19 protein-coding genes are annotated in these 16,761 nt (G+C 44.9%); 9 read left to right on the top strand and 10 right to left on the bottom strand.

Annotated features, from left to right (window positions below):
- Nucleotides 1-196: 196 nt before the first annotated feature.
- Nucleotides 197-1,513, bottom strand: a complete 1,317-nt coding sequence (locus AC6H1S_RS17945) for a M20/M25/M40 family metallo-hydrolase (RefSeq protein ID WP_497564497.1) — start codon at nt 1,511-1,513, stop codon at nt 197-199.
- Nucleotides 1,514-1,549: 36 nt separating this feature from the next.
- Nucleotides 1,550-3,376 (bottom strand): M61 family metallopeptidase, encoded by a 1,827-nt coding sequence (locus AC6H1S_RS17940; protein WP_497564496.1) that lies wholly within the window; start codon nt 3,374-3,376, stop codon nt 1,550-1,552.
- Between the two features lie 196 nt (nt 3,377-3,572).
- On the opposite strand from AC6H1S_RS17940, the gene AC6H1S_RS17935 reads away from it, so the two are divergent.
- Entirely contained in the window at nt 3,573-4,166 is a 594-nt protein-coding gene (locus AC6H1S_RS17935) for a Panacea domain-containing protein (protein WP_199139666.1), read from the top strand.
- Nucleotides 4,166-4,621 carry a hypothetical protein gene (locus AC6H1S_RS17930; protein WP_199139668.1) on the top strand — a complete coding sequence of 152 codons (456 nt, stop codon included), beginning with the start codon at nt 4,166-4,168 and terminating at the stop codon, nt 4,619-4,621. Before AC6H1S_RS17935 ends, AC6H1S_RS17930 begins: the two co-directional genes overlap by 1 nt.
- Here the strand turns inward: AC6H1S_RS17930 and AC6H1S_RS17925 are convergent.
- Nucleotides 4,618-5,733, bottom strand: a complete 1,116-nt coding sequence (locus AC6H1S_RS17925; RefSeq protein ID WP_199139669.1) for a DUF4407 domain-containing protein — start codon at nt 5,731-5,733, stop codon at nt 4,618-4,620. The two genes, AC6H1S_RS17930 and AC6H1S_RS17925, sit on opposite strands and share 4 nt — an antisense overlap.
- A 155-nt stretch (nt 5,734-5,888) precedes the next feature.
- Here AC6H1S_RS17925 and AC6H1S_RS17920 point away from each other — a divergent pair, with 155 nt between their 5' ends.
- Together AC6H1S_RS17920 and AC6H1S_RS17915 are read left to right on the top strand one after the other, a co-directional pair.
- Nucleotides 5,889-6,206, top strand: a complete 318-nt coding sequence (locus tag AC6H1S_RS17920; protein WP_199139670.1) for a rhodanese-like domain-containing protein — start codon at nt 5,889-5,891, stop codon at nt 6,204-6,206.
- Nucleotides 6,207-6,315: 109 nt separating this feature from the next.
- Entirely contained in the window at nt 6,316-6,501 is a 186-nt protein-coding gene (locus AC6H1S_RS17915) for a DUF6358 family protein (protein WP_199139671.1), read from the top strand.
- Nucleotides 6,502-6,548: 47 nt separating this feature from the next.
- Here the strand turns inward: AC6H1S_RS17915 and AC6H1S_RS17910 are convergent, their stop codons facing one another.
- Nucleotides 6,549-7,574 (bottom strand): dipeptide epimerase, encoded by a 1,026-nt coding sequence (locus tag AC6H1S_RS17910; RefSeq protein WP_497564495.1) that lies wholly within the window; start codon nt 7,572-7,574, stop codon nt 6,549-6,551.
- 68 nt (nt 7,575-7,642) lie between these two features.
- On the opposite strand from AC6H1S_RS17910, the gene AC6H1S_RS17905 reads away from it, so the two are divergent.
- Together AC6H1S_RS17905 and AC6H1S_RS17900 are read left to right on the top strand one after the other, a co-directional pair.
- Complete coding sequence (locus tag AC6H1S_RS17905; protein WP_497564494.1) at nt 7,643-8,779, top strand: hypothetical protein; 1,137 nt, start codon at nt 7,643-7,645, stop codon at nt 8,777-8,779.
- A 98-nt stretch (nt 8,780-8,877) separates the two neighbouring features.
- Complete coding sequence (locus AC6H1S_RS17900; protein WP_497564493.1) at nt 8,878-9,843, top strand: hypothetical protein; 966 nt, start codon at nt 8,878-8,880, stop codon at nt 9,841-9,843.
- Here the strand turns inward: AC6H1S_RS17900 and AC6H1S_RS17895 are convergent.
- Genes AC6H1S_RS17895 through AC6H1S_RS17880 form a run of 4 tightly spaced genes read right to left on the bottom strand, consistent with a single transcriptional unit; the run spans nt 9,826 to nt 13,673 of the window.
- Nucleotides 9,826-10,455, bottom strand: coding sequence for a rhomboid family intramembrane serine protease (locus AC6H1S_RS17895; protein ID WP_199139675.1), 630 nt, complete (start codon nt 10,453-10,455; stop codon nt 9,826-9,828). The two genes, AC6H1S_RS17900 and AC6H1S_RS17895, sit on opposite strands and share 18 nt — an antisense overlap.
- A gap of 4 nt (nt 10,456-10,459) precedes the next feature.
- Complete coding sequence (locus tag AC6H1S_RS17890) at nt 10,460-12,202, bottom strand: M14 family metallopeptidase (RefSeq protein ID WP_497564492.1); 1,743 nt, start codon at nt 12,200-12,202, stop codon at nt 10,460-10,462.
- 60 nt (nt 12,203-12,262) lie between these two features.
- Nucleotides 12,263-12,937 (bottom strand): putative outer membrane beta-barrel protein, encoded by a 675-nt coding sequence (locus AC6H1S_RS17885; protein ID WP_199139677.1) that lies wholly within the window; start codon nt 12,935-12,937, stop codon nt 12,263-12,265.
- 16 nt (nt 12,938-12,953) lie between these two features.
- Nucleotides 12,954-13,673: a hypothetical protein gene (locus tag AC6H1S_RS17880; protein WP_497564491.1), complete on the bottom strand. Its 720-nt coding sequence runs from the start codon at nt 13,671-13,673 to the stop codon at nt 12,954-12,956.
- A gap of 83 nt (nt 13,674-13,756) precedes the next feature.
- On the opposite strand from AC6H1S_RS17880, the gene pepT reads away from it, so the two are divergent.
- Nucleotides 13,757-15,010 (top strand): peptidase T, encoded by a 1,254-nt coding sequence (pepT, locus tag AC6H1S_RS17875; protein ID WP_497564490.1) that lies wholly within the window; start codon nt 13,757-13,759, stop codon nt 15,008-15,010.
- On the opposite strand, the gene AC6H1S_RS17870 is transcribed toward pepT, so the two are convergent.
- Together AC6H1S_RS17870 and AC6H1S_RS17865 are read right to left on the bottom strand one after the other, a co-directional pair.
- Nucleotides 15,007-15,693 carry a class I SAM-dependent methyltransferase gene (locus AC6H1S_RS17870; RefSeq protein WP_497564489.1) on the bottom strand — a complete coding sequence of 229 codons (687 nt, stop codon included), beginning with the start codon at nt 15,691-15,693 and terminating at the stop codon, nt 15,007-15,009. The two genes, pepT and AC6H1S_RS17870, sit on opposite strands and share 4 nt — an antisense overlap.
- A gap of 49 nt (nt 15,694-15,742) precedes the next feature.
- Nucleotides 15,743-15,949 (bottom strand): YtxH domain-containing protein, encoded by a 207-nt coding sequence (locus tag AC6H1S_RS17865; RefSeq protein ID WP_497564488.1) that lies wholly within the window; start codon nt 15,947-15,949, stop codon nt 15,743-15,745.
- A gap of 85 nt (nt 15,950-16,034) precedes the next feature.
- On the opposite strand from AC6H1S_RS17865, the gene AC6H1S_RS17860 reads away from it, so the two are divergent.
- Both AC6H1S_RS17860 and AC6H1S_RS17855 read left to right on the top strand, forming a co-directional pair.
- Entirely contained in the window at nt 16,035-16,340 is a 306-nt protein-coding gene (locus AC6H1S_RS17860; protein WP_497564487.1) for a hypothetical protein, read from the top strand.
- A gap of 5 nt (nt 16,341-16,345) precedes the next feature.
- Nucleotides 16,346-16,735, top strand: coding sequence for a hypothetical protein (locus tag AC6H1S_RS17855; protein WP_497564486.1), 390 nt, complete (start codon nt 16,346-16,348; stop codon nt 16,733-16,735).
- Nucleotides 16,736-16,761 lie beyond the last annotated feature (26 nt).

Raw genomic sequence — 16,761 nt, 5'->3', positions numbered from 1 at the left:
CTTTCGAAAAATGTTGTGCGTAGCTTATCTTTTTATTAGAATGACGCTAAGCCGGCCTTTTTCGCAGCGAGATTGCTTGTGTTTTTTGTTGGACTAATTTAATGCAACTTTGTTACAATAAAAAACATCAACTTTGTTTAAAAGAAAAAGGCGTCTATCTTTTTGATAAACGCCTTCTTTAGGGAAATGGAATGCCTTATTGATTTAATTTTGGAATACGGGTTGGTGTATCGATGCCCTTTACAATGCTTACCGCACTTTTGGCAATAGCCTTAATGGTCGACAAGATGTTTTCAACGTCGAGGGTAGAATACTCGTCGCTTACCTGGTGGTAATGCTTGTCGATATCAATTTGGTCGGTACTGATGGTATGTGCTGGTACGCCCAAGGCCGCCAAAGTAGCGTTATCGCTTCGGTAAAAAAGATTTTGTGAGGTGTAAGGATCAGGGTGGAAAGTAAATTCGGTTCCTTCCAGGTTCTTTTGCAAAATCTTGCCGAAGTCTGATTTGTCGTAACCAGTAATAAAGGCCGTGTTTTTGCCAAATTTGCTGTCTTTGCCGATCATTTCGATATTGAACATGGCTACTACCTCATCAGGGTTAAGCTGTTGCGAGAAATAACGCGCGCCATAACCACCGATTTCTTCGGCAGTAAAAGCCACAAAAATCAAGGTACGCTCGTTGTTTTTCAATTTTTTGTAGTATTTGGCTAAGGCAATCATGGCCGAAGTACCCGAAGCATCATCGTCGGCACCGTTCATAATGCTGTCGCCATCTTTAGCTTTTACAATGCCCATGTGGTCGTAGTGGCCCGAGAAAATAACCAGTTCCTTGGCTTTCGATTTGCCGGGAATAACACCTGCAACATTAAACAATGGCATTTTGGTTACTTCGTTTTTCAAGTCCACCTTAAATTCTTTGGCAACGGTATCCTTATCGAGCACCAAAACCATGGCTGGAGCCTTAGGGTTTTTCAGGTCTTTTTCATCAACTGTTGGCGTGCGGTTGGCCATCGCGGTTTTGAGGCTTTTAAAGGAACTTACAAACTTCACATCAACCAATACCAATTGTCTTTTGCCTGCTCTCATCAGGTTGCGGTACTGCGACATGAAGTCCTTTTCCGGATCTAACTTGATCCAGCCATCGCTGTTGCTTTGGTCGAAAGAAGTTTGCTCGGCACTGTTGCCCAACACCAAGATGTTGTCTTTGTTTATGGCCTGGCCATCAATGCTAACGGCCGCCGAAAGTGGTTTTAACTGATATTTGTAAAAAGTTTGGCGATAGCTATTGCCTTCCAAAGGTTTTAATCCAATTTGTTTGAACTCGCTTTCGATGAACGACGCGGCCTTATCAATGCCTGGGGTAAAAGTGCGGCGGCCCTGCATCTCGTCGCTGCTTAGGGTTTTGATCAGGTGGTCTACATAATCTTTGGTAATGATTTTATTAATGTCTTGTGCCGAGGCTACTGCCGCTGCAAACAGCAAGAATAGGGTGTAAATTGTTCTTCTCATCATGATTTGGGTTATTGATTTGGCTATTGCCTTGTTATATTATTTTACCTGCGAATTTAGCCAACTGTCTCTAAATGCCTGCATGGCCGGCGTTAAATTGCCCCCGGTTTTTTCCATGCTTACAATTTCCAGTGCCGGATTTTCGCCGAAGGTGAGTTTGGTGGTTTTGTCTTGTCCGCGATAATTGTAAGTTACCGTCACCACATCGCCGGGTTTATGGTCGTCGGTAACTTTCGTTAGGGTAGCTTGGTCTTTGATTTCTACGCCATCGATGGTCAAGAGTACATCGCCAATATCGAGCCCGGCATCGTAGGCTGGAGTACCCACCGAGGTTTGCGACAAGGTAGCTTTGCCATTTTCGAAAGCTAGCCTGCTTAAGCCGGTATAGGCCTTGCCCGCATTCGATTTGCGCAACACAAAGCCTGCATTGAGTAGCAATTTGGCATAGTCCTCCTTATTGGTACTGTATACATAGTTTTTAAAGAAGTTGCTGGCAAAAGTTGGGTTTTTGGTGAGCTGCGCCAAGGTTTTTTCCAAATCGGCCATGCTATAGGCAATTTCTGTTTTGCCATAGGCTTTCCACAGGGCACGCATGTAATCGTCGAGGGTAAGTTTAAAATCTGCTCTTAGGCGTAGGTCTAGGGCCAAGGCTACCGCCGCGCCATAAGTGTAATAAGAGGTAAAGATATTGACTTTGTTGGTTTGGTCTATGGCCACTCCCGCATCGGCAAATACGGCATAACGGCTGGCTTGTATCGGCGTAAAGTTTTTGGCACCCGGAGTGTTCAATACCTGGTTAACGAGGCCGTTAAAGGTTTGTGCGGCGTTATCTATAGACCTGAAACCAGCACGTGTTAACAACAGATTGCCATAATATTGGGTAAAACCTTCGGCCACCCAAAGTCCGTCGGTAACATTCGAATGCTCGAAGTTGAACGGCTCCAAGCCTTGGGGCCTCAGGCGTTCTACGTTCCAGCTATGGAAATATTCGTGGGAGAAAGTACCTAAAAGTCCTGATTCGTAGCCGGCAATTTTAGGCGTGCGCTGTACAATAGAGGTCGAATTTCTGTGTTCCATGCCATCGCCTGCATTGTCAGGATAAACGTCTTGCAAAAAGTAATAATTGCCATAATCGTAATTGGGAAATTCGCCCCAAACGGCCAGGTGTTCGGCAACCATTTTTTTGAGCATTTCGGCATAGTTGTCTATGGTTTGCTGATTGTCGTTTGAGTGAGAAACCAAATGGATGGTCTGTACTTTTCCATCGGGATTTTTAACCTGCCAACTGGCCGTTTTGTAGTCGGCTATTTCTGTTGGACTGTCCATAAAATATTGGAAGTTGGGCGCATAATAGGTATCGTTGCCCATCGGTTTTAATTGGGTAGCCACTTTCCAGTTTGGCTTGTCGGTATAGTTGAATTTTACGATGCGTGGCCTTTTGTCGAGGCCGATTGGAAAGGCAAAGGTTGCCGGAATGTTCATGTGGGCATGGGTCTCATCAAAACCGGCATAGGTGCCGTCAATCCAGTTGCCAAACAAGGTGTAGGTTACTTTTACGGTTGGTCCATGGGTGGGGATTTCGTACACATCGCCTTCTGGCTGATTTAATTGGAGCACTTTTCCATTGGCATCGAAGGCTTTAACGTTATATACGTTTTTGCCAAACTCGTGCGTGGCATACCTGCCTGGCGACGAACGGCTCATGCGTACCTTTAACGGCCCTGCAGGCACACTAGGGATGGTCATGCTGATTTGTGCCTCGTGGTGGATGGCGTTGGGGAAGCTTACTTCGTAGCGGATTTCCTGCTGCGCGTTTACGGCGGTACAGAGTGCCATTGAACCGATGGCGAGTAAAATTTTCTTCATCATTAAAATAATTGCCTCAAGTTAAGGCTATTCGGCAAGACGAACAAATTGTGAGAAGATTATTACTCAACGAAAGACTTGTTTTTGCTAAAAAATTTAGTATATTTGTAGAGTGGAAAGGAATTGATGGTTTTCTGCTCTGCAATAAAAATGCTATATTGTATAGCATTCATTACTTTTGTGCTAAGTTTCAAATATGGAGTTCAATAGCATTTATACCAAAGATCAAATAGACAAGCTAGGAAATGCTATTATTTTTTTGTGCGAGCAAATGGGTTCGCTTTCTAAAACAAAGCTTTTAAAACTTATTTACCTGATTGAAGAATCGTCGATTAAAAAATACGGCGTGCCTTTTTTTAATTTGAGGTTCGATGTTTGGAAATTAGGGCCTGTTTCTCGCGATTTGTATGCAGAAATTACTTCAGAGCTATTTCTTTTAGAAAACTACATAACCAAAGAGGCAAAAAAGGATAATGTATTTGTGAATGCGAAAAAACCATTTTCAGATGACGAGTTTAGCGACCTTGAAATTGAGTTGCTTCGGCAAATAGCCACTTCTTTTAGGCAATATACAGCCGATGAGCTCATTGAGCTGACCCACAGAAAACATTCGCCTTGGTATACAACAGCCCAAAAAAACGGACTATTAGAAGCTTTCGAAAACGGGCTGGCCAATACTTCGGCTATTGAAATAGATATGTCTACTTTACTTGCTGACGATGAAGCCAAACTGTCTGTTTATAACGGACATAAAGAATTTTTGGAACAGTCTCGGAAGCTGAAAGCCTAATGTATGTTCCTGGAAATATAATCTACTTTGATCCTTTTTATTTTAAGGACGGATCAGCCTCAAAGCCGAAATATTTCCTAGTTATTAAGCTTGTTGGCGAAAGCGTGCTTTTGGCTAGCCTGCCCTCCAGTGTAGATCATTTGCCCAGAAATGTTGAGATAGATCACGGCTGTATCGAAATACCCGAAGGCAATATTAATTGCTATGTTTTCAAGGCCGGTAGAAATATTACCAGTAATGATTGGTGTTTTCCCAAAAACACGTTTTTATATGGGCAATGGCTTGACGACTATGAAATCGCATTATTGAACGATATTTATCCTGTTGAAAATATTGATTACCAAATTATAGGAAAACTTACAGATGCAGAACTTGCCAATGTAATCGGCTGTTTTTTAAATTCGGCTTCGGTTAAGCGCAAGTTCAAACGTATTTTGGCTCAAAACCTAAGTTAATCTTCCCCGTTCAATTCGCGGTGGGCTTGGTTCCTGATCTGGGCCTTGCGCTTTTCTATTTCGGTGCCAACCCGGGTTTCATGAATGCCATCGGCTACTTCCACTTCAAACTCGCGCTCTTTGTTGGAGCGGTGAACCTGACTAAATTCTATATTTTCGATGGCCTGGTCATAAGGTCCGCGGCTACTCATGAGTTTTACAAAAACAGGCAAACATTCAAAGAAAATAAACAAAAGGCCGATAAAGGTTACAGCCATTGCGGTGTTGAGGTCTCTGGTGCCATCCACATTAAAGCCGAGCTGGCCCAAAGCCCAGTTGCGGTCGGCAAAACCGGCAATGTTGCTCAGGCTGTCTAGTTGCTTGGTGGTGTAGAGCTTCTCGGTCATCAGGCCATCAAACTGCTTGCGTCCATCAACAAATTTTTCCATTTGGCGGATATCCGAGTTTAACGTGTCGAGGTTTTGTTCGCGCTGTTTCAGTTCGGCCTCCTTGCGTTTGGCATAAGGTCCGTAGCCCATAATGCCCGAGGTTTCGGTGGTTTTATTGCCGAATATTTCGAAATTGAGTTTTTGCCTGTCTGATTTGATGGCTGCGGCCAACGAATCGCGTTGTGCCTTGGTTTCGTTCAGCTTGCCGATCTCGATGGTGTATTTTTTTTCGAAGGCCTTGTTTAAGGTGTCGATTTTGGAACGTTGCCCGTTCAGGTAGCTTACATGCAAACGCTCTTTGATTTCTTTGTCGAAGATCTTCAATTCTAATGGCCTCGAAATCACAATGCCAATCATAATGGCCAATAAAATGCGGGGCGTAGCTTGCCAGATCTGTTTGCGGCTGCTGGCGTTTTTGTTGATGCTCGATACGATGTAGCGGTCCATGTTAAAAATGGCCAGGCCCCAAATGATGCCAAACAACAGGGCAAAAAACCAGGCAAAATCAGCTCCCTTAAATACAAAATACATGGCATAGCCACCCGAAAGCGCGGCAAATAGGCCGGTAAAGAAAATAGTAGCACCAATACCGATGTACTTGTTGTGTTCTGTTGGGTAATTTTCTAAAGATTCGATGTGCGCTCCGGAGCAGAACCAGAAGAAACGAGAGATGCCATTGTTCATATTGATGCAGCCAATTAAGCCAATTAATCGAGATTTACTATTAAACGCATTTATAGGCAAGTTGTTACAGCTGATGCGATAAATTCAATATTCGGATGACGCACCCGGAAACCAGTCAACCGTGTTTTTTGTATATTTGTAAAAAATATAAAATCATGAAAGAGATTTCAGTACAAGAACTTAAACAAAAAATAGACAATAAGGAAGATTTCCAATTGATCGATGTCAGGGAAACTTTCGAGTATGAAACCTCTAACCTGGATGGCCTGAACATTCCGTTGGGAGGCATTTTGATCGAAGCCGATAAAATTGCTACAGATAAACCTGTAATTGTACAGTGTCGTAGTGGCAAAAGAAGCGCCGCCGCCATTATGCAATTGGAGCAGGCCCATGGTTTTGACAACCTGTATAACCTTAAGGGCGGTATCTTGGCTTGGCAAGAGGCTTTCGATCCGAATATGCCAGTTTATTAATAATTAGCGAATGATAGAATGTTAGAATGAGCGAATGATGGTGTCTTCTGATTGTTGTTCAACACGCTATTCAATCATTCAAAATTAAACCATTCAAAATCTAGATGCCGTGGGTAAGAAAATAGCCATTAACGTATTTTACAATTTAGGACTTATCGCCTCTCTTTTTGGCATGATATGGGCCTTTAACAACAAAAGTCCGCTGATTATCGCTTTTTTTGGCGCAACTTTCGTGGCTTTCCTTTATTTCAAGATCCAATTAATCAAGGATTTTAGAAAAGGGATTAAGAAATAACAGCTGTAGGCTTCGCAGGTTTTCAAAAGTTGCGAAGCCTATTCGGTTTAAAATAAATTTGCCCCACCGGTTAGCCCCAAGCCAGGGAGGCTGTTCAATACGTATTTGCCGTTCTCCATTTTTGGCGCATCAAATGGATTGTTTTTGGTGAGCCATGGGCCATCCAAGTCTGCCCAGTCGCACAAAGGTGCCAAGGCCGCTCCGGCTAAGGTGGCAATAGAGGTTTCGCTCATGCAACCAATCAGTATTTTCATGCCAAAACTTCGCGCCTTTACAATCATTTGATGGGCTTCATATAAGCCTGCACTTTTCATCAGCTTGATGTTGATGCCGTGATAGGCGCCCTTCAGCTTTTCCATGTCGCCAATGCGCTGTACCGCTTCGTCGGCCAGGATCGGAATCGGGCTGCGCTGGGTAAGCCAGGCATTGCCTTCCAGATTATTCTTATCCATCGGCTGTTCGATTAGCACTACGCCCTGGTCATGCAGCCAATACACCATTTCTATGGCTTGTTTGCGGTCAGTCCAGCCTTGGTTGGCATCCACATACAGGGGCAGGCTGCTTACGCTTCGGATGGTTTGGATCAGTTCTTTATCATTATCTCGGCCCAATTTGATCTTCAATACTTTAAAACCTTTTGCGTCGGCTACTTTTTCTCTGATCACTTCTGGACTGTCGATGCCAATGGTATAGGAAGTAACAGGCATTTTTTCGGGGTTGGCCCCATAAATTTCGTAGCAGGGCTTGTTCTGCAACTTGCCGTTAAGGTCGTTCAAGGCAATGTCGATAGCGGCTTTAATGGCCGGGTTGCCGACTTCGAGGCTATCTAAATATTGATGTATGGCCGCAAAGTCGAAAGGGAATTTGAATTTGTTCCAATCCACCTTGGCTAAAAAGGCCTGTGCCGAGGTATGGCTTTCGCCCATATAAGGCACCATGCTGGCTTCGCCATAGCCTGCCATGCCTTCATATTCAACCTTTAAAAGCAATAATGGGGTGCTGGTACGGGTAAATTTAGAAATGGAAAAAGGGTGTTTGAGTTCTAGTTCAAATTCCTTGCTGCTTATCTTCATTGTCAATCGTCTTATTTGTAAAAAGGTAATTTACCTGGAGTATATTTGTAACGCTAATTCTTAACGCCATGAAAACTATTTCAAGATTACGGTATTTTCTTTATTTCTCCATACTTATTGTTGCATCGTGCACAACGGGCAAAAGGGCATTACAAAAAGGCAATTATGATGCTTCGGTATCAAAGGCGGTAGATCGGCTGAAAAGCTCGCCCAAAAATGCCGAGTCTATGAAGGTTTTGCCAGAGGCTTATGGCTTTGCGCTGAACGACCATTTGCGTAAAATAGACGAAGCGAAGTTGTCGTCGGATGTGTTGCGCTGGGAAACGATACTTTACCATTACCAGGCCTTAAATCAATTGGCCGATGAGATCAATGGCTGTCCGGCTTGCTTAACATTGGTGCCAAATGCGCAGCGTTTCATCAACGAAGCAGCCGATTCGAGATCGAGAGCCGCCGAAGCACGCTATGTTCTTGGCCAAAAGCAACTGAACGAAGGCAGCAGGACGAGTGCAAAGAATGCGTACTTCAACTTTGAAAAGGCGCAACAGTTTGATCCGGGCATTAAGGATATCAAGGCCAAAATAAACGAGGCTTATTGGGCTGCCGTTGTAAAAGTGGTGGTGCAGCCGGTAGTGGTTAACAGCACTTATTATAAACTGAGCGCCCAGTATTTTCAACAACAGGTAGATAATTTTATGGCTAACTACCAAAAAAACCGCTTCGTGATTTTTTATTCGGAGCAGCAGGCCAGCAATCAGAAAATTGTTCCCGACCAGGTGCTCAGCCTAAACTTCGACGATTTTGTGGTAGGCCAAACCTATGTGAAAGAGCGCGTAGAAAAGCTGAAAAAAGATAGTGTTGTGATTAGCCGTGGCCGTACCAACGATCCGGTTTATGGAACGGTAAAAGCCACTTTGAGCATCTTCGAAAAGAAAATAACATCTTCAGGTTTGTTGGCCCTAACCATTACCGACTGGCAAACGCGCAAGGTGTTGAGGCAGCAGCGCCTGGCCGGCACCTATGTGTGGCAAGACAGCTGGGCCAGCTTTAAAGGCGACGAAAGGGCATTGACCAAGCAGCAACTGGCCATGACCAACCGCAAAGAAATGCTGCCTCCGCCACCAGCCAATCTTTTTCTCGAGTTTACCAAGCCAATTTATGGCCAATTGGTAGATGAGGTCAATTATTTCTACAATAAGTATTAAGATAAATCAGAGCGCTTGCATCAGCATTTTTGCTTATGCAAGCGCTTTTGACTTAACGCTGATAGCCCAAGCCTGAAAATATTGCTAGTTTTGCAGCAATGAACGGCTTGTACCAACCCTTTAAGAATTTCGATTTCAAAAACGACAAATGCTTTTTAAGCGGCGATGCCTTTGCTACGCCCCTAACCAGCGTAAATGTGCTGCCCGATTGGCTATTGTCAATGGCCAATTTGACCGGCAACGAGCAGATCAAGCTGCTGGATGAGAGCATCCGCACCTACAAAAGCCTGGTGGTGCCTTGCAATGTAACCGTGTCAGACCAGTTTGTGTCGCCGTTGGAAGACCGCGTGGCGCTGGCTTTTGGCAAGGGTTATGCAGGTGTATCGGCTTTGTCCGAAATCGATTTATTTAATTGGATTGGCAAATTCATGTACAGCATTCTGTATATCGAAATGCAAGGTGCCATCCGCCTGCAGCAATTGAGTGGCGATGGCATGAACATGTCGCAGGGGCTGATGCATAAATTCGGCAACCTGCATATCATGTTGCAAAGCATTTATCGCGAAGTGGTTTTCGAAGATTTTACGCCATGGTCTATCCTGGTGGTACCGTTGGAAGAAAAAAAAACCGCTTTCAGCTTCCGCGACGAAATCAATACGCTGACCTTCTCCTTGAAGTTTAAAGACTTCGGTATCATTGCCTGCTTGCAGGATAATGGCACCAACAAAAGATACCATCAGGAATTAGTGGATTCGATACAGGGCAAAAAACTTTCAGAACAACAGTTTGAAGAGGTAGCCGCCCGTTTCTTTTACTCGGCCTATTTGTTTAACCGCTTACCCGAGTATACCATTATGCCGGTAGAGGATACGATTTACATTGACGCTATGCCTTTAAAAGGAACACTGAATAAGGCGCTTTTCGATGTCTGGGCACACAAAACCTACGCACAGGTGCTCGAGAACTTTTGGAAGCCTTGGGGCCACACACTGTTCGAAATCATTAAAGATCCTACGGCACCGATGAGCTATTTTGACGAACCTTTTTTACCTGCCGCCGGTTAGGGCCTGTAAACCCAATTGGATTTCCTCCCAAAAGTGCGGGATAATGCCAGGCACTAAGATTACGGTAAACACCAATCCCGTTAATGCCCCAAAAAAGTGGGCATCGTGACCGATGTTGTCCATGCCTCGTTTGGCCATGTACCAAGAATAGATGAGGTAAAGCACTCCGAAAAGTACGGCGGGCATCGGAATGAACATGACACCCAGCATGGCGGTTGGATCGAATAAAATATAGCTAAAAAGTACGGCACTGATGGCTCCCGAAGCGCCAAGGCTATGGTAGCTGTAATTGTCTTTGTGCTTAATTACGGTTGGGATATCGCTCAATATCAAGCTGCCGATGTAGATTAACGCAAACTGCCAATGCCCAATCATCCTTTCTAAGCCAAAGGCAAAGAAATAAAAGGTAAACATGTTGAAGAACAGGTGCATCCAATCGGCATGGATTAGGCCACTGGTAATGAAAGTATATAGATTCCTGCCCTTGCTTACCGTATAGGGATGCATCATAAACTTGCCCAACAGCTGATGGTCGTTAAAGGCATAGATGCTGGTGATCAGCGTAAAAATGAAGATGATCGAGGCAACCGGAGTTGCGTTAAGGTATTCCATCATGCTAATTGAGGTTGAGTTTGGTGTTTTCCTGCAGGCGGCCTATCGGATAGCGCATGTGTGTTTTTTCGTAATAATCGGAATTTTTGTATACAAAATCCAATTGAGCACTGGCGCTTTTGGCCAGGTCGGGGTTTTTGGCCTTTTCAGCCTCCAGTTTTTGCTTCAGTTCAGGGTTTTTCTTCAGCAGTTCCGCTCCCGTGTCTTCGAAAACATAAGCAGAATAGCCTTCTTTTTGGCCAAGTACCGAGTCGAAGAAATTCCAGTTGAAGAAAGAATCCGCCGCTTGGGGTTCCAGTGTTTCCACAATGTAGCGGTTGGTTGGCTGGTTTACATACACGACATAATCGCCTGCATAGAACTGGATGTCTTGGGTTACCGCATTAACTTTTACGGCCGAGTGCTGATAATGGCCTTCGTACGGACGCGTACCAGTTTTCATATCGGCAATGTAATACATCTCTACCTTGATTTTGGTGTCAGTAGCGAGTTGTTTCATTTGCACGTTGTTCAGCTTTAAAAGTGCAATAACCTTATCCCAGGCTTTCGGAATGATGTAGGCCACAGGCTTGGTTATGCTGAGGCTCGGCTCAAACTTGTCCCAATACTTGATCATTTTGGTATAAGGCGCGTTACGGTCGTAATACAAGCGGTCCATTCCGCTAATTTCGCTCGGTTTATATTTGGCGGCATAGCCTTTAAATTCGATGCTGTCGTAAACCGATCGGTTCAGTTTCCAATCGAGCGGAAATTCTTTTTGCTGGGCTACAAATTGGTCAGCTTTCCGTTTGTTTTCGCCAATCAGCTTGGCATCGCGAACCATAATGTCTATGTAGGTCTGCAATAGCTTGTATGTAGATTCTACCCTCTTGTCAAAGGGTTTAAGCATGTGGGTTTCGGGCATAAAGCCGATGGTATTGTGCAGCGCGGCATAGCCGGTAGAATAGCGTGGCGATTCGATAAAGCCGGTAATGCCGGCATCGGGCGTTTCGTTAATGGAGTTTACATAAGGGATAAGCTCATAGCCCTTGCCTTTCATCTGCTGGTACAAATCGGGCACCATGGTTTGGGTGAGGTACTTGGAAACCATGCCATTCAGTTTGTCCTTCTGGGTTGGAATCAAGGTCATGGTGTACTGGTAGTCGGCGCCATTGCTGGTATGCGTATCTACAAAAATCTCGGGTTGCCAGGTATTGAATAGCTGCTGAAAGGCCTGCGAGTTTTTAGAATCCGTTTTAATGAAATCGCGGTTCAGGTCGTAGTTTTTGCTGTTGCCCCTAAAACCATAGGCTACCGGACCGTTTTGGTTGGCACGCGAGGTACCGGTACGGTTGTGGCTTCCGTCAATGTTGTACAGCGGGATAATGGCGATGACTACATTTTCGGGCAACTTGTTGTTTTTGAGCAGGTCTCTGGCCAACATCATGCTGGCATCTATGCCTTCGGGCTCGCCAGGATGGATGCCATTGTTGATTAATAATATCCGTTTATCGCTTTTTCTTAGGGCTGCCGGATCAAAAACCTTGCTTTTAGAGAGCACCAGCAAGTGTAATGGCTTGCCAAAATCTGTGCTGCCATAGGTAAACAGCTTGGCCTGCTGCGGATAAGCCTTGGCCAGGTTCTCGTAAAACGAAATGGCTTCTGCATAAGTGGTGGTTGCTGTTTTGTGGCTTCGTTCGAATGGGGTTTCTTGCGCCAAAATACTCAATGGGCCCAAGAGGGCAAGCAATAAGGATAGCTTCTTCATAAAAATGAATAAAAATAAAGTTTCCTAAATTACTTTTTTTATTTGACTAGAAAAGTAACACTATCGTCGCCTATCTAGGCCAAGTATGCCAAAATTGTATCGAACGCCTACCGAGAAATAAGCGTAAATGTCATTTTTGTTGCTCGAGCTGTAGCCATCCATCCCTTCGCCCATGGCCATGGTGCTCTGCAGGTTAAAATTAATTGCCAAGCGGTCGCGACCCCATTGGTCGGGAATGTAAAAGTTGATACCCAGGTTAATCGGTACGATCACCTCCGTGCTTTTGTCCTCGCCAGGGAAAATATTATCGCCATAGTAGCGCACATTAGAAAGCTTGTTTTTGATGCCACCGATGCCTGCGCCAAGGTAAAGTCCACGGATGCTGTTCAGGAAAATGTTTCTGCGGTTGTAGCTGGTCAGAAACTCGCCCAGTTGTACTTTGAGGTTTAAAGACCCCGATAGGTAGGAATTGATAAACTGTCGGTGGTTTTCGTCGTATTGCACATCGCCACCAGCCAGTTCGCCTTTTTGTATCTCGAGCCCAAAGCTTACATAGGGCGTGGTGTAATAATCAATAACGCCATAGCCCGCAAAGGCATAGGTTTTCTTTTTAAGATCGGCATAAGCCAGCGTAGTGCCTGCACCGCCTCCTGCACTTAGCCGGAAGAAGTTGGTTTGGCCTAATGCGGCCATGCTTAAAAAAAGGGATGAGAAGAGGAGCGCGGTTCTTTTCAAGTAGTGTTAAATTAGGCTAAAAAATTCTTTTTGCAACGCCAACAGGGCCGAAATTATATTTGAGGCCTACAGAAAAAAGCGTATAAAAATCAGGATTGTTGTTTTTAAAGGTGCCCATCGGGTCGTCGTAGCCATCCAGTCCCTCGCCAAAGGTAAAGTTGCCCTGGTAGTTGAAGTTGAGCACATAGCGAAGACGGTCGTAGCCATCTTTAAAATAAAAGTTCATACCCAAATTGAGGGGCATGAGCAGGTTGGTGCTTTTGTCTTCGCCAGGAAACTTATAGCCCAATGGCGGATATTCGGCTTGGGTATTTGGCTTGTAGCGCACAATATAAGTCATTTTATTTCTGATGGCGCCCAGTCCGGCACCGAAGTATAGGCCTTTAACAACGCTCAGGAATTTGCTGTCAGAATAATCAATAAATTGGCCCAGGGCTACTTTGCCACCGATAGAAAAAGCCATAAAGCTGTTTACAAACTGTCGGTTGTGCGGGTTGGTCACAATGTTGCCTCCTTTAATCTTGCCCATTTGTACTTCTAATCCTGCGTTAACAAAAGGAGTGAAATTGTAGTCTACCGCTCCGTATCCAGCATAACTTTGGCTGTTTTCGCGTACGTCGGCATAAGAAACGGTGGCACCAAAGCCGCCGCCGGCAGCAAGCTTGTAAAAGTTAACCTGACCCTGGCCAGCAAGTGCTAAAAATAAAAATGAAGCGGCTAAAATAAGTTTTTTCAAATCCTTGTTTTTTACTGGTTTAGCAACAAAAGTATAATCTTTTTTGCATTTGTTTAACTTTTATTTAATAATTTTCGCAGGATATGAATACTTACGAAAACAAGTTAAAACAATTACAGGAGCGGTTTATTCGCTATGCGAAAATCGATACGCAGTCTGACCCCGATTCGCCAACCTGCCCTTCAACCCTGAAGCAAAAAGACCTGGGCAAGGTTTTAGTGGCTGAGCTCTTGGAACTTGGCCTAAGCGACGCTTCGTTGGACGAATTTGGCTATGTATACGCCACGCTCCCTTCAAATACAGACAAGCAGGTTCCGGTGATTTGCTTTTGTTCGCACATGGATACTTCGCCCGATTGCAGCGGTGCACAGGTAAAGCCCATTATACACTACAATTACAATGGCGAAGACCTGGTGCTGCCCGACGACCCTAACGTGGTCATCAAAATGAGTGAACACCGCGATTTAAAAGACCAACTAGGCAACGACATCATTACGGCCAGCGGTACCACGTTATTGGGCGCCGATAATAAGGCCGGACTAGCCGAAATTATGGAAGCGGTTAGCTTCCTGAGCCAAAATCAGCAGATTAAGCACGGTACGATTAAAATTCTGTTTACGCCCGACGAAGAAATCGGACGTGGCGTTGACAAGGCCGATTTGAAAAAGCTCGGTGCCGATTTTGGCTATACCATTGATGGCGAAACGCTCGGCTCGATTGAGGATGAGACTTTTTCGGCCGATGGCGCCACTTTAATCATTAAGGGCGTAAGTTCGCATCCGGGCTTTGCCAAAGGAAAAATGGAAAGTGCCATTAAAATCCTGGCCGCCATCATTGATGCATTGCCTAAAGACCACTTAACTCCAGAGAGCACGCATCAAAAAGAAGGATTTATCCATCCCGTAAGCATGCAAGGCCATGTAGAACGGGCCGAAGCGCAATTCATCTTGAGGGATTTTGACGACGAGCTTTTGCGCCAGCATGCCGTTGTTTTGGAAAATGTGGCCAAAGAAGTATTGAAATCTTATCCGGGCTCTGGTTACGAGCTGACTGTAAAACCCCAGTACAGAAACATGAAAAAAGTGCTCGACCAATACCCGCAGGTTATTGCCAATGGCGTACGGGCTATTGAAAGAGCGGAGCTAAAGGTTAAAAAACAAAGCATCAGAGGAGGTACCGACGGTTCGAGGCTATCGTTTATGGGCTTGCCCTGTCCGAATATCTTTGCCGGCGAACATGCCTTTCATGGCAAACAGGAATGGGTTTCGGTGCAGGATATGGAAAAAGCGGTACAAACTATCGTTAACATTGCCTGCATTTGGGAAGAACGGGCTTAGGCAGGTAATTCGAGCTTGGCCAAGTACTGGTCTTCGCCATCGTCATAGCAAATTGTGCAGTGCCAGCCACACTGTTGGGCGGTGCGCAATAAAGTTTGCTGATCGAGGTAAAGCCAGTTAAACCATTTGCCCTTTTGTTGTTGGTATTCATAGCAATAGCTTACCTCGCCAAAGTAATGGCTGTTGGGCATGGGCAGATCGTCGTAGAGGTAAGCAATATTCGAACTGTCGAAGATAAGTTGGCCTTTGGGATTGATTAGGGTCTTGGCTTTTGCTAGAAAACCGACAAACCCTGGGAGGGTACCGGTTAAGCCGATGCCATTCATCATAAACAAAAGGGTGTCGTATTTTTTCTCGAGCGCAAAAATGTCTTGAACCAGCGCATTTTTCACCCCTCTGTTGCGCATGATTTCCACTGCCGTTTCAGAAATGTCGATAGCGGTTACCTCAAAACCATGCTGCTGCAGCCATAAGGCATGGCTGCCCACACCTGCGCCGACATCCAAAATCTTTCCTCTGCAAAGTGCCAAGGCCTGGTGCTCGAGTTCGGGCATATCATCTTCATCCCGAAAAAAAACATCAATGGGCATTTCTTCGGGTTCGTCGTAAGAATTATGCAGCCATAAAGTGCTGGCTTTGCCCTTCTGGTAATAGTCGGCTAGTGCCTTTCCAAAAACATCCATGCCTCAAAGATAGCCATTGGACCGGGCAATTGCTTGGTTGCCTTAAAATCTAGGCCTTGGCCCTGCTCAAGGTATTTTTTACCAATTCGCCAACAGTACTCAATTTATCTTTTGAGCTGCCTAGCAAATCACAAAACCAATCGCCTACCTTGTCTTTAAGGTCGTCGGTTCTGTCTGATGAAACCACCAAGGCCACTACGGCGCCCAATGCGGCACCGGCCAATACACCTGCCAATATTTTTGTTTGCTTTGTCATATCGTCAATATTTATCTATTTAACGTTATACAGACAAAGTTGTTTGCCGTTTTCCGTATTTATGTAGGAACAAAATCGAAATGCCATGAAAAAAGCCTGTTTCGTTGATCTGGACAATACGATTTATTTTACCAGGCCCAATGTTGATGTGCTCGGTCCTTGGTACGGTTTGTTGGCCAGCGAAGGCCTGGGTATTAGTGCCGAAGCCTTTGAAGAGGCAAAGATCGAAATGGTGCGCACGCCATTTCGGAACAAGGCCAGGCTTTATCGGTTTAACGAAGCTGCGATTGCCCATGCCATAGCCTATTTGGAACAGGATGAAGTAAAAGCATCGCTAAGTGTGCACAACGAATACAACTGCCTATCGCTCAACTACCCTAAAAAATACTAACCTGATTGACTAGCACGAACGCCATGTTGCAAAAACTATCGTATTTTAATCTTTTTCTGGCCATGCTCTATTTGATTGTTTACCTCAAAAGTGGCAACCTGACTTCTACGTCGGGTATTTTGGCCATTGTGGTGCTCAACTGGCTGGCGCTGCGGAGTTTTCAGCTGGGCAGCTACCGGTGGGAAATCTGGTTCTATCCATTTGCTTTATGGAGCCTATACTATGCCGGACTATTGGTTTATGGTTTGGTTAATGTAATTGCTCCAGCCATCGAATATAGCTTTATGAGCAATGAAAACCTCGTTTATGTGGCCTTAACTGCAATACTTGTGGCTGGGGTGCTGTGGCACGCCCTTGCCTACTTCCTAAAAAACCTGAAAATGCCACGGCTTTAATTCGGTTCTAGTTCGGCAACCCAAAA

It is taken from the genome of Pedobacter sp. TM02 (assembly GCF_059705275.1).
Note: the sequence above shows the minus strand (reverse complement) of the source record. Positions and strands in the feature narration are given on the sequence as shown.

Bases quoted from the DNA above. Each gene is read 5' to 3' on its own strand.
- AC6H1S_RS17945 (WP_497564497.1), bottom strand. From the start codon at position 1,513: ATGATGAGAAGAACAATTTACACCCTATTCTTGCTGTTTGCAGCGGCA.
- AC6H1S_RS17940 (WP_497564496.1), bottom strand. From the start codon at position 3,376: ATGAAGAAAATTTTACTCGCCATCGGTTCAATGGCACTCTGTACCGCC.
- AC6H1S_RS17935 (WP_199139666.1), top strand. From the start codon at position 3,573: ATGGAGTTCAATAGCATTTATACCAAAGATCAAATAGACAAGCTAGGA.
- AC6H1S_RS17930 (WP_199139668.1), top strand. From the start codon at position 4,166: ATGTATGTTCCTGGAAATATAATCTACTTTGATCCTTTTTATTTTAAG.
- AC6H1S_RS17925 (WP_199139669.1), bottom strand. From the start codon at position 5,733: ATGAACAATGGCATCTCTCGTTTCTTCTGGTTCTGCTCCGGAGCGCAC.
- AC6H1S_RS17920 (WP_199139670.1), top strand. From the start codon at position 5,889: ATGAAAGAGATTTCAGTACAAGAACTTAAACAAAAAATAGACAATAAG.
- AC6H1S_RS17910 (WP_497564495.1), bottom strand. From the start codon at position 7,574: ATGAAGATAAGCAGCAAGGAATTTGAACTAGAACTCAAACACCCTTTT.
- AC6H1S_RS17905 (WP_497564494.1), top strand. From the start codon at position 7,643: ATGAAAACTATTTCAAGATTACGGTATTTTCTTTATTTCTCCATACTT.
- AC6H1S_RS17900 (WP_497564493.1), top strand. From the start codon at position 8,878: ATGAACGGCTTGTACCAACCCTTTAAGAATTTCGATTTCAAAAACGAC.
- AC6H1S_RS17895 (WP_199139675.1), bottom strand. From the start codon at position 10,455: ATGGAATACCTTAACGCAACTCCGGTTGCCTCGATCATCTTCATTTTT.
- AC6H1S_RS17890 (WP_497564492.1), bottom strand. From the start codon at position 12,202: ATGAAGAAGCTATCCTTATTGCTTGCCCTCTTGGGCCCATTGAGTATT.
- pepT (WP_497564490.1), top strand. From the start codon at position 13,757: ATGAATACTTACGAAAACAAGTTAAAACAATTACAGGAGCGGTTTATT.
- AC6H1S_RS17870 (WP_497564489.1), bottom strand. From the start codon at position 15,693: ATGGATGTTTTTGGAAAGGCACTAGCCGACTATTACCAGAAGGGCAAA.
- AC6H1S_RS17865 (WP_497564488.1), bottom strand. From the start codon at position 15,949: ATGACAAAGCAAACAAAAATATTGGCAGGTGTATTGGCCGGTGCCGCA.
- AC6H1S_RS17860 (WP_497564487.1), top strand. From the start codon at position 16,035: ATGAAAAAAGCCTGTTTCGTTGATCTGGACAATACGATTTATTTTACC.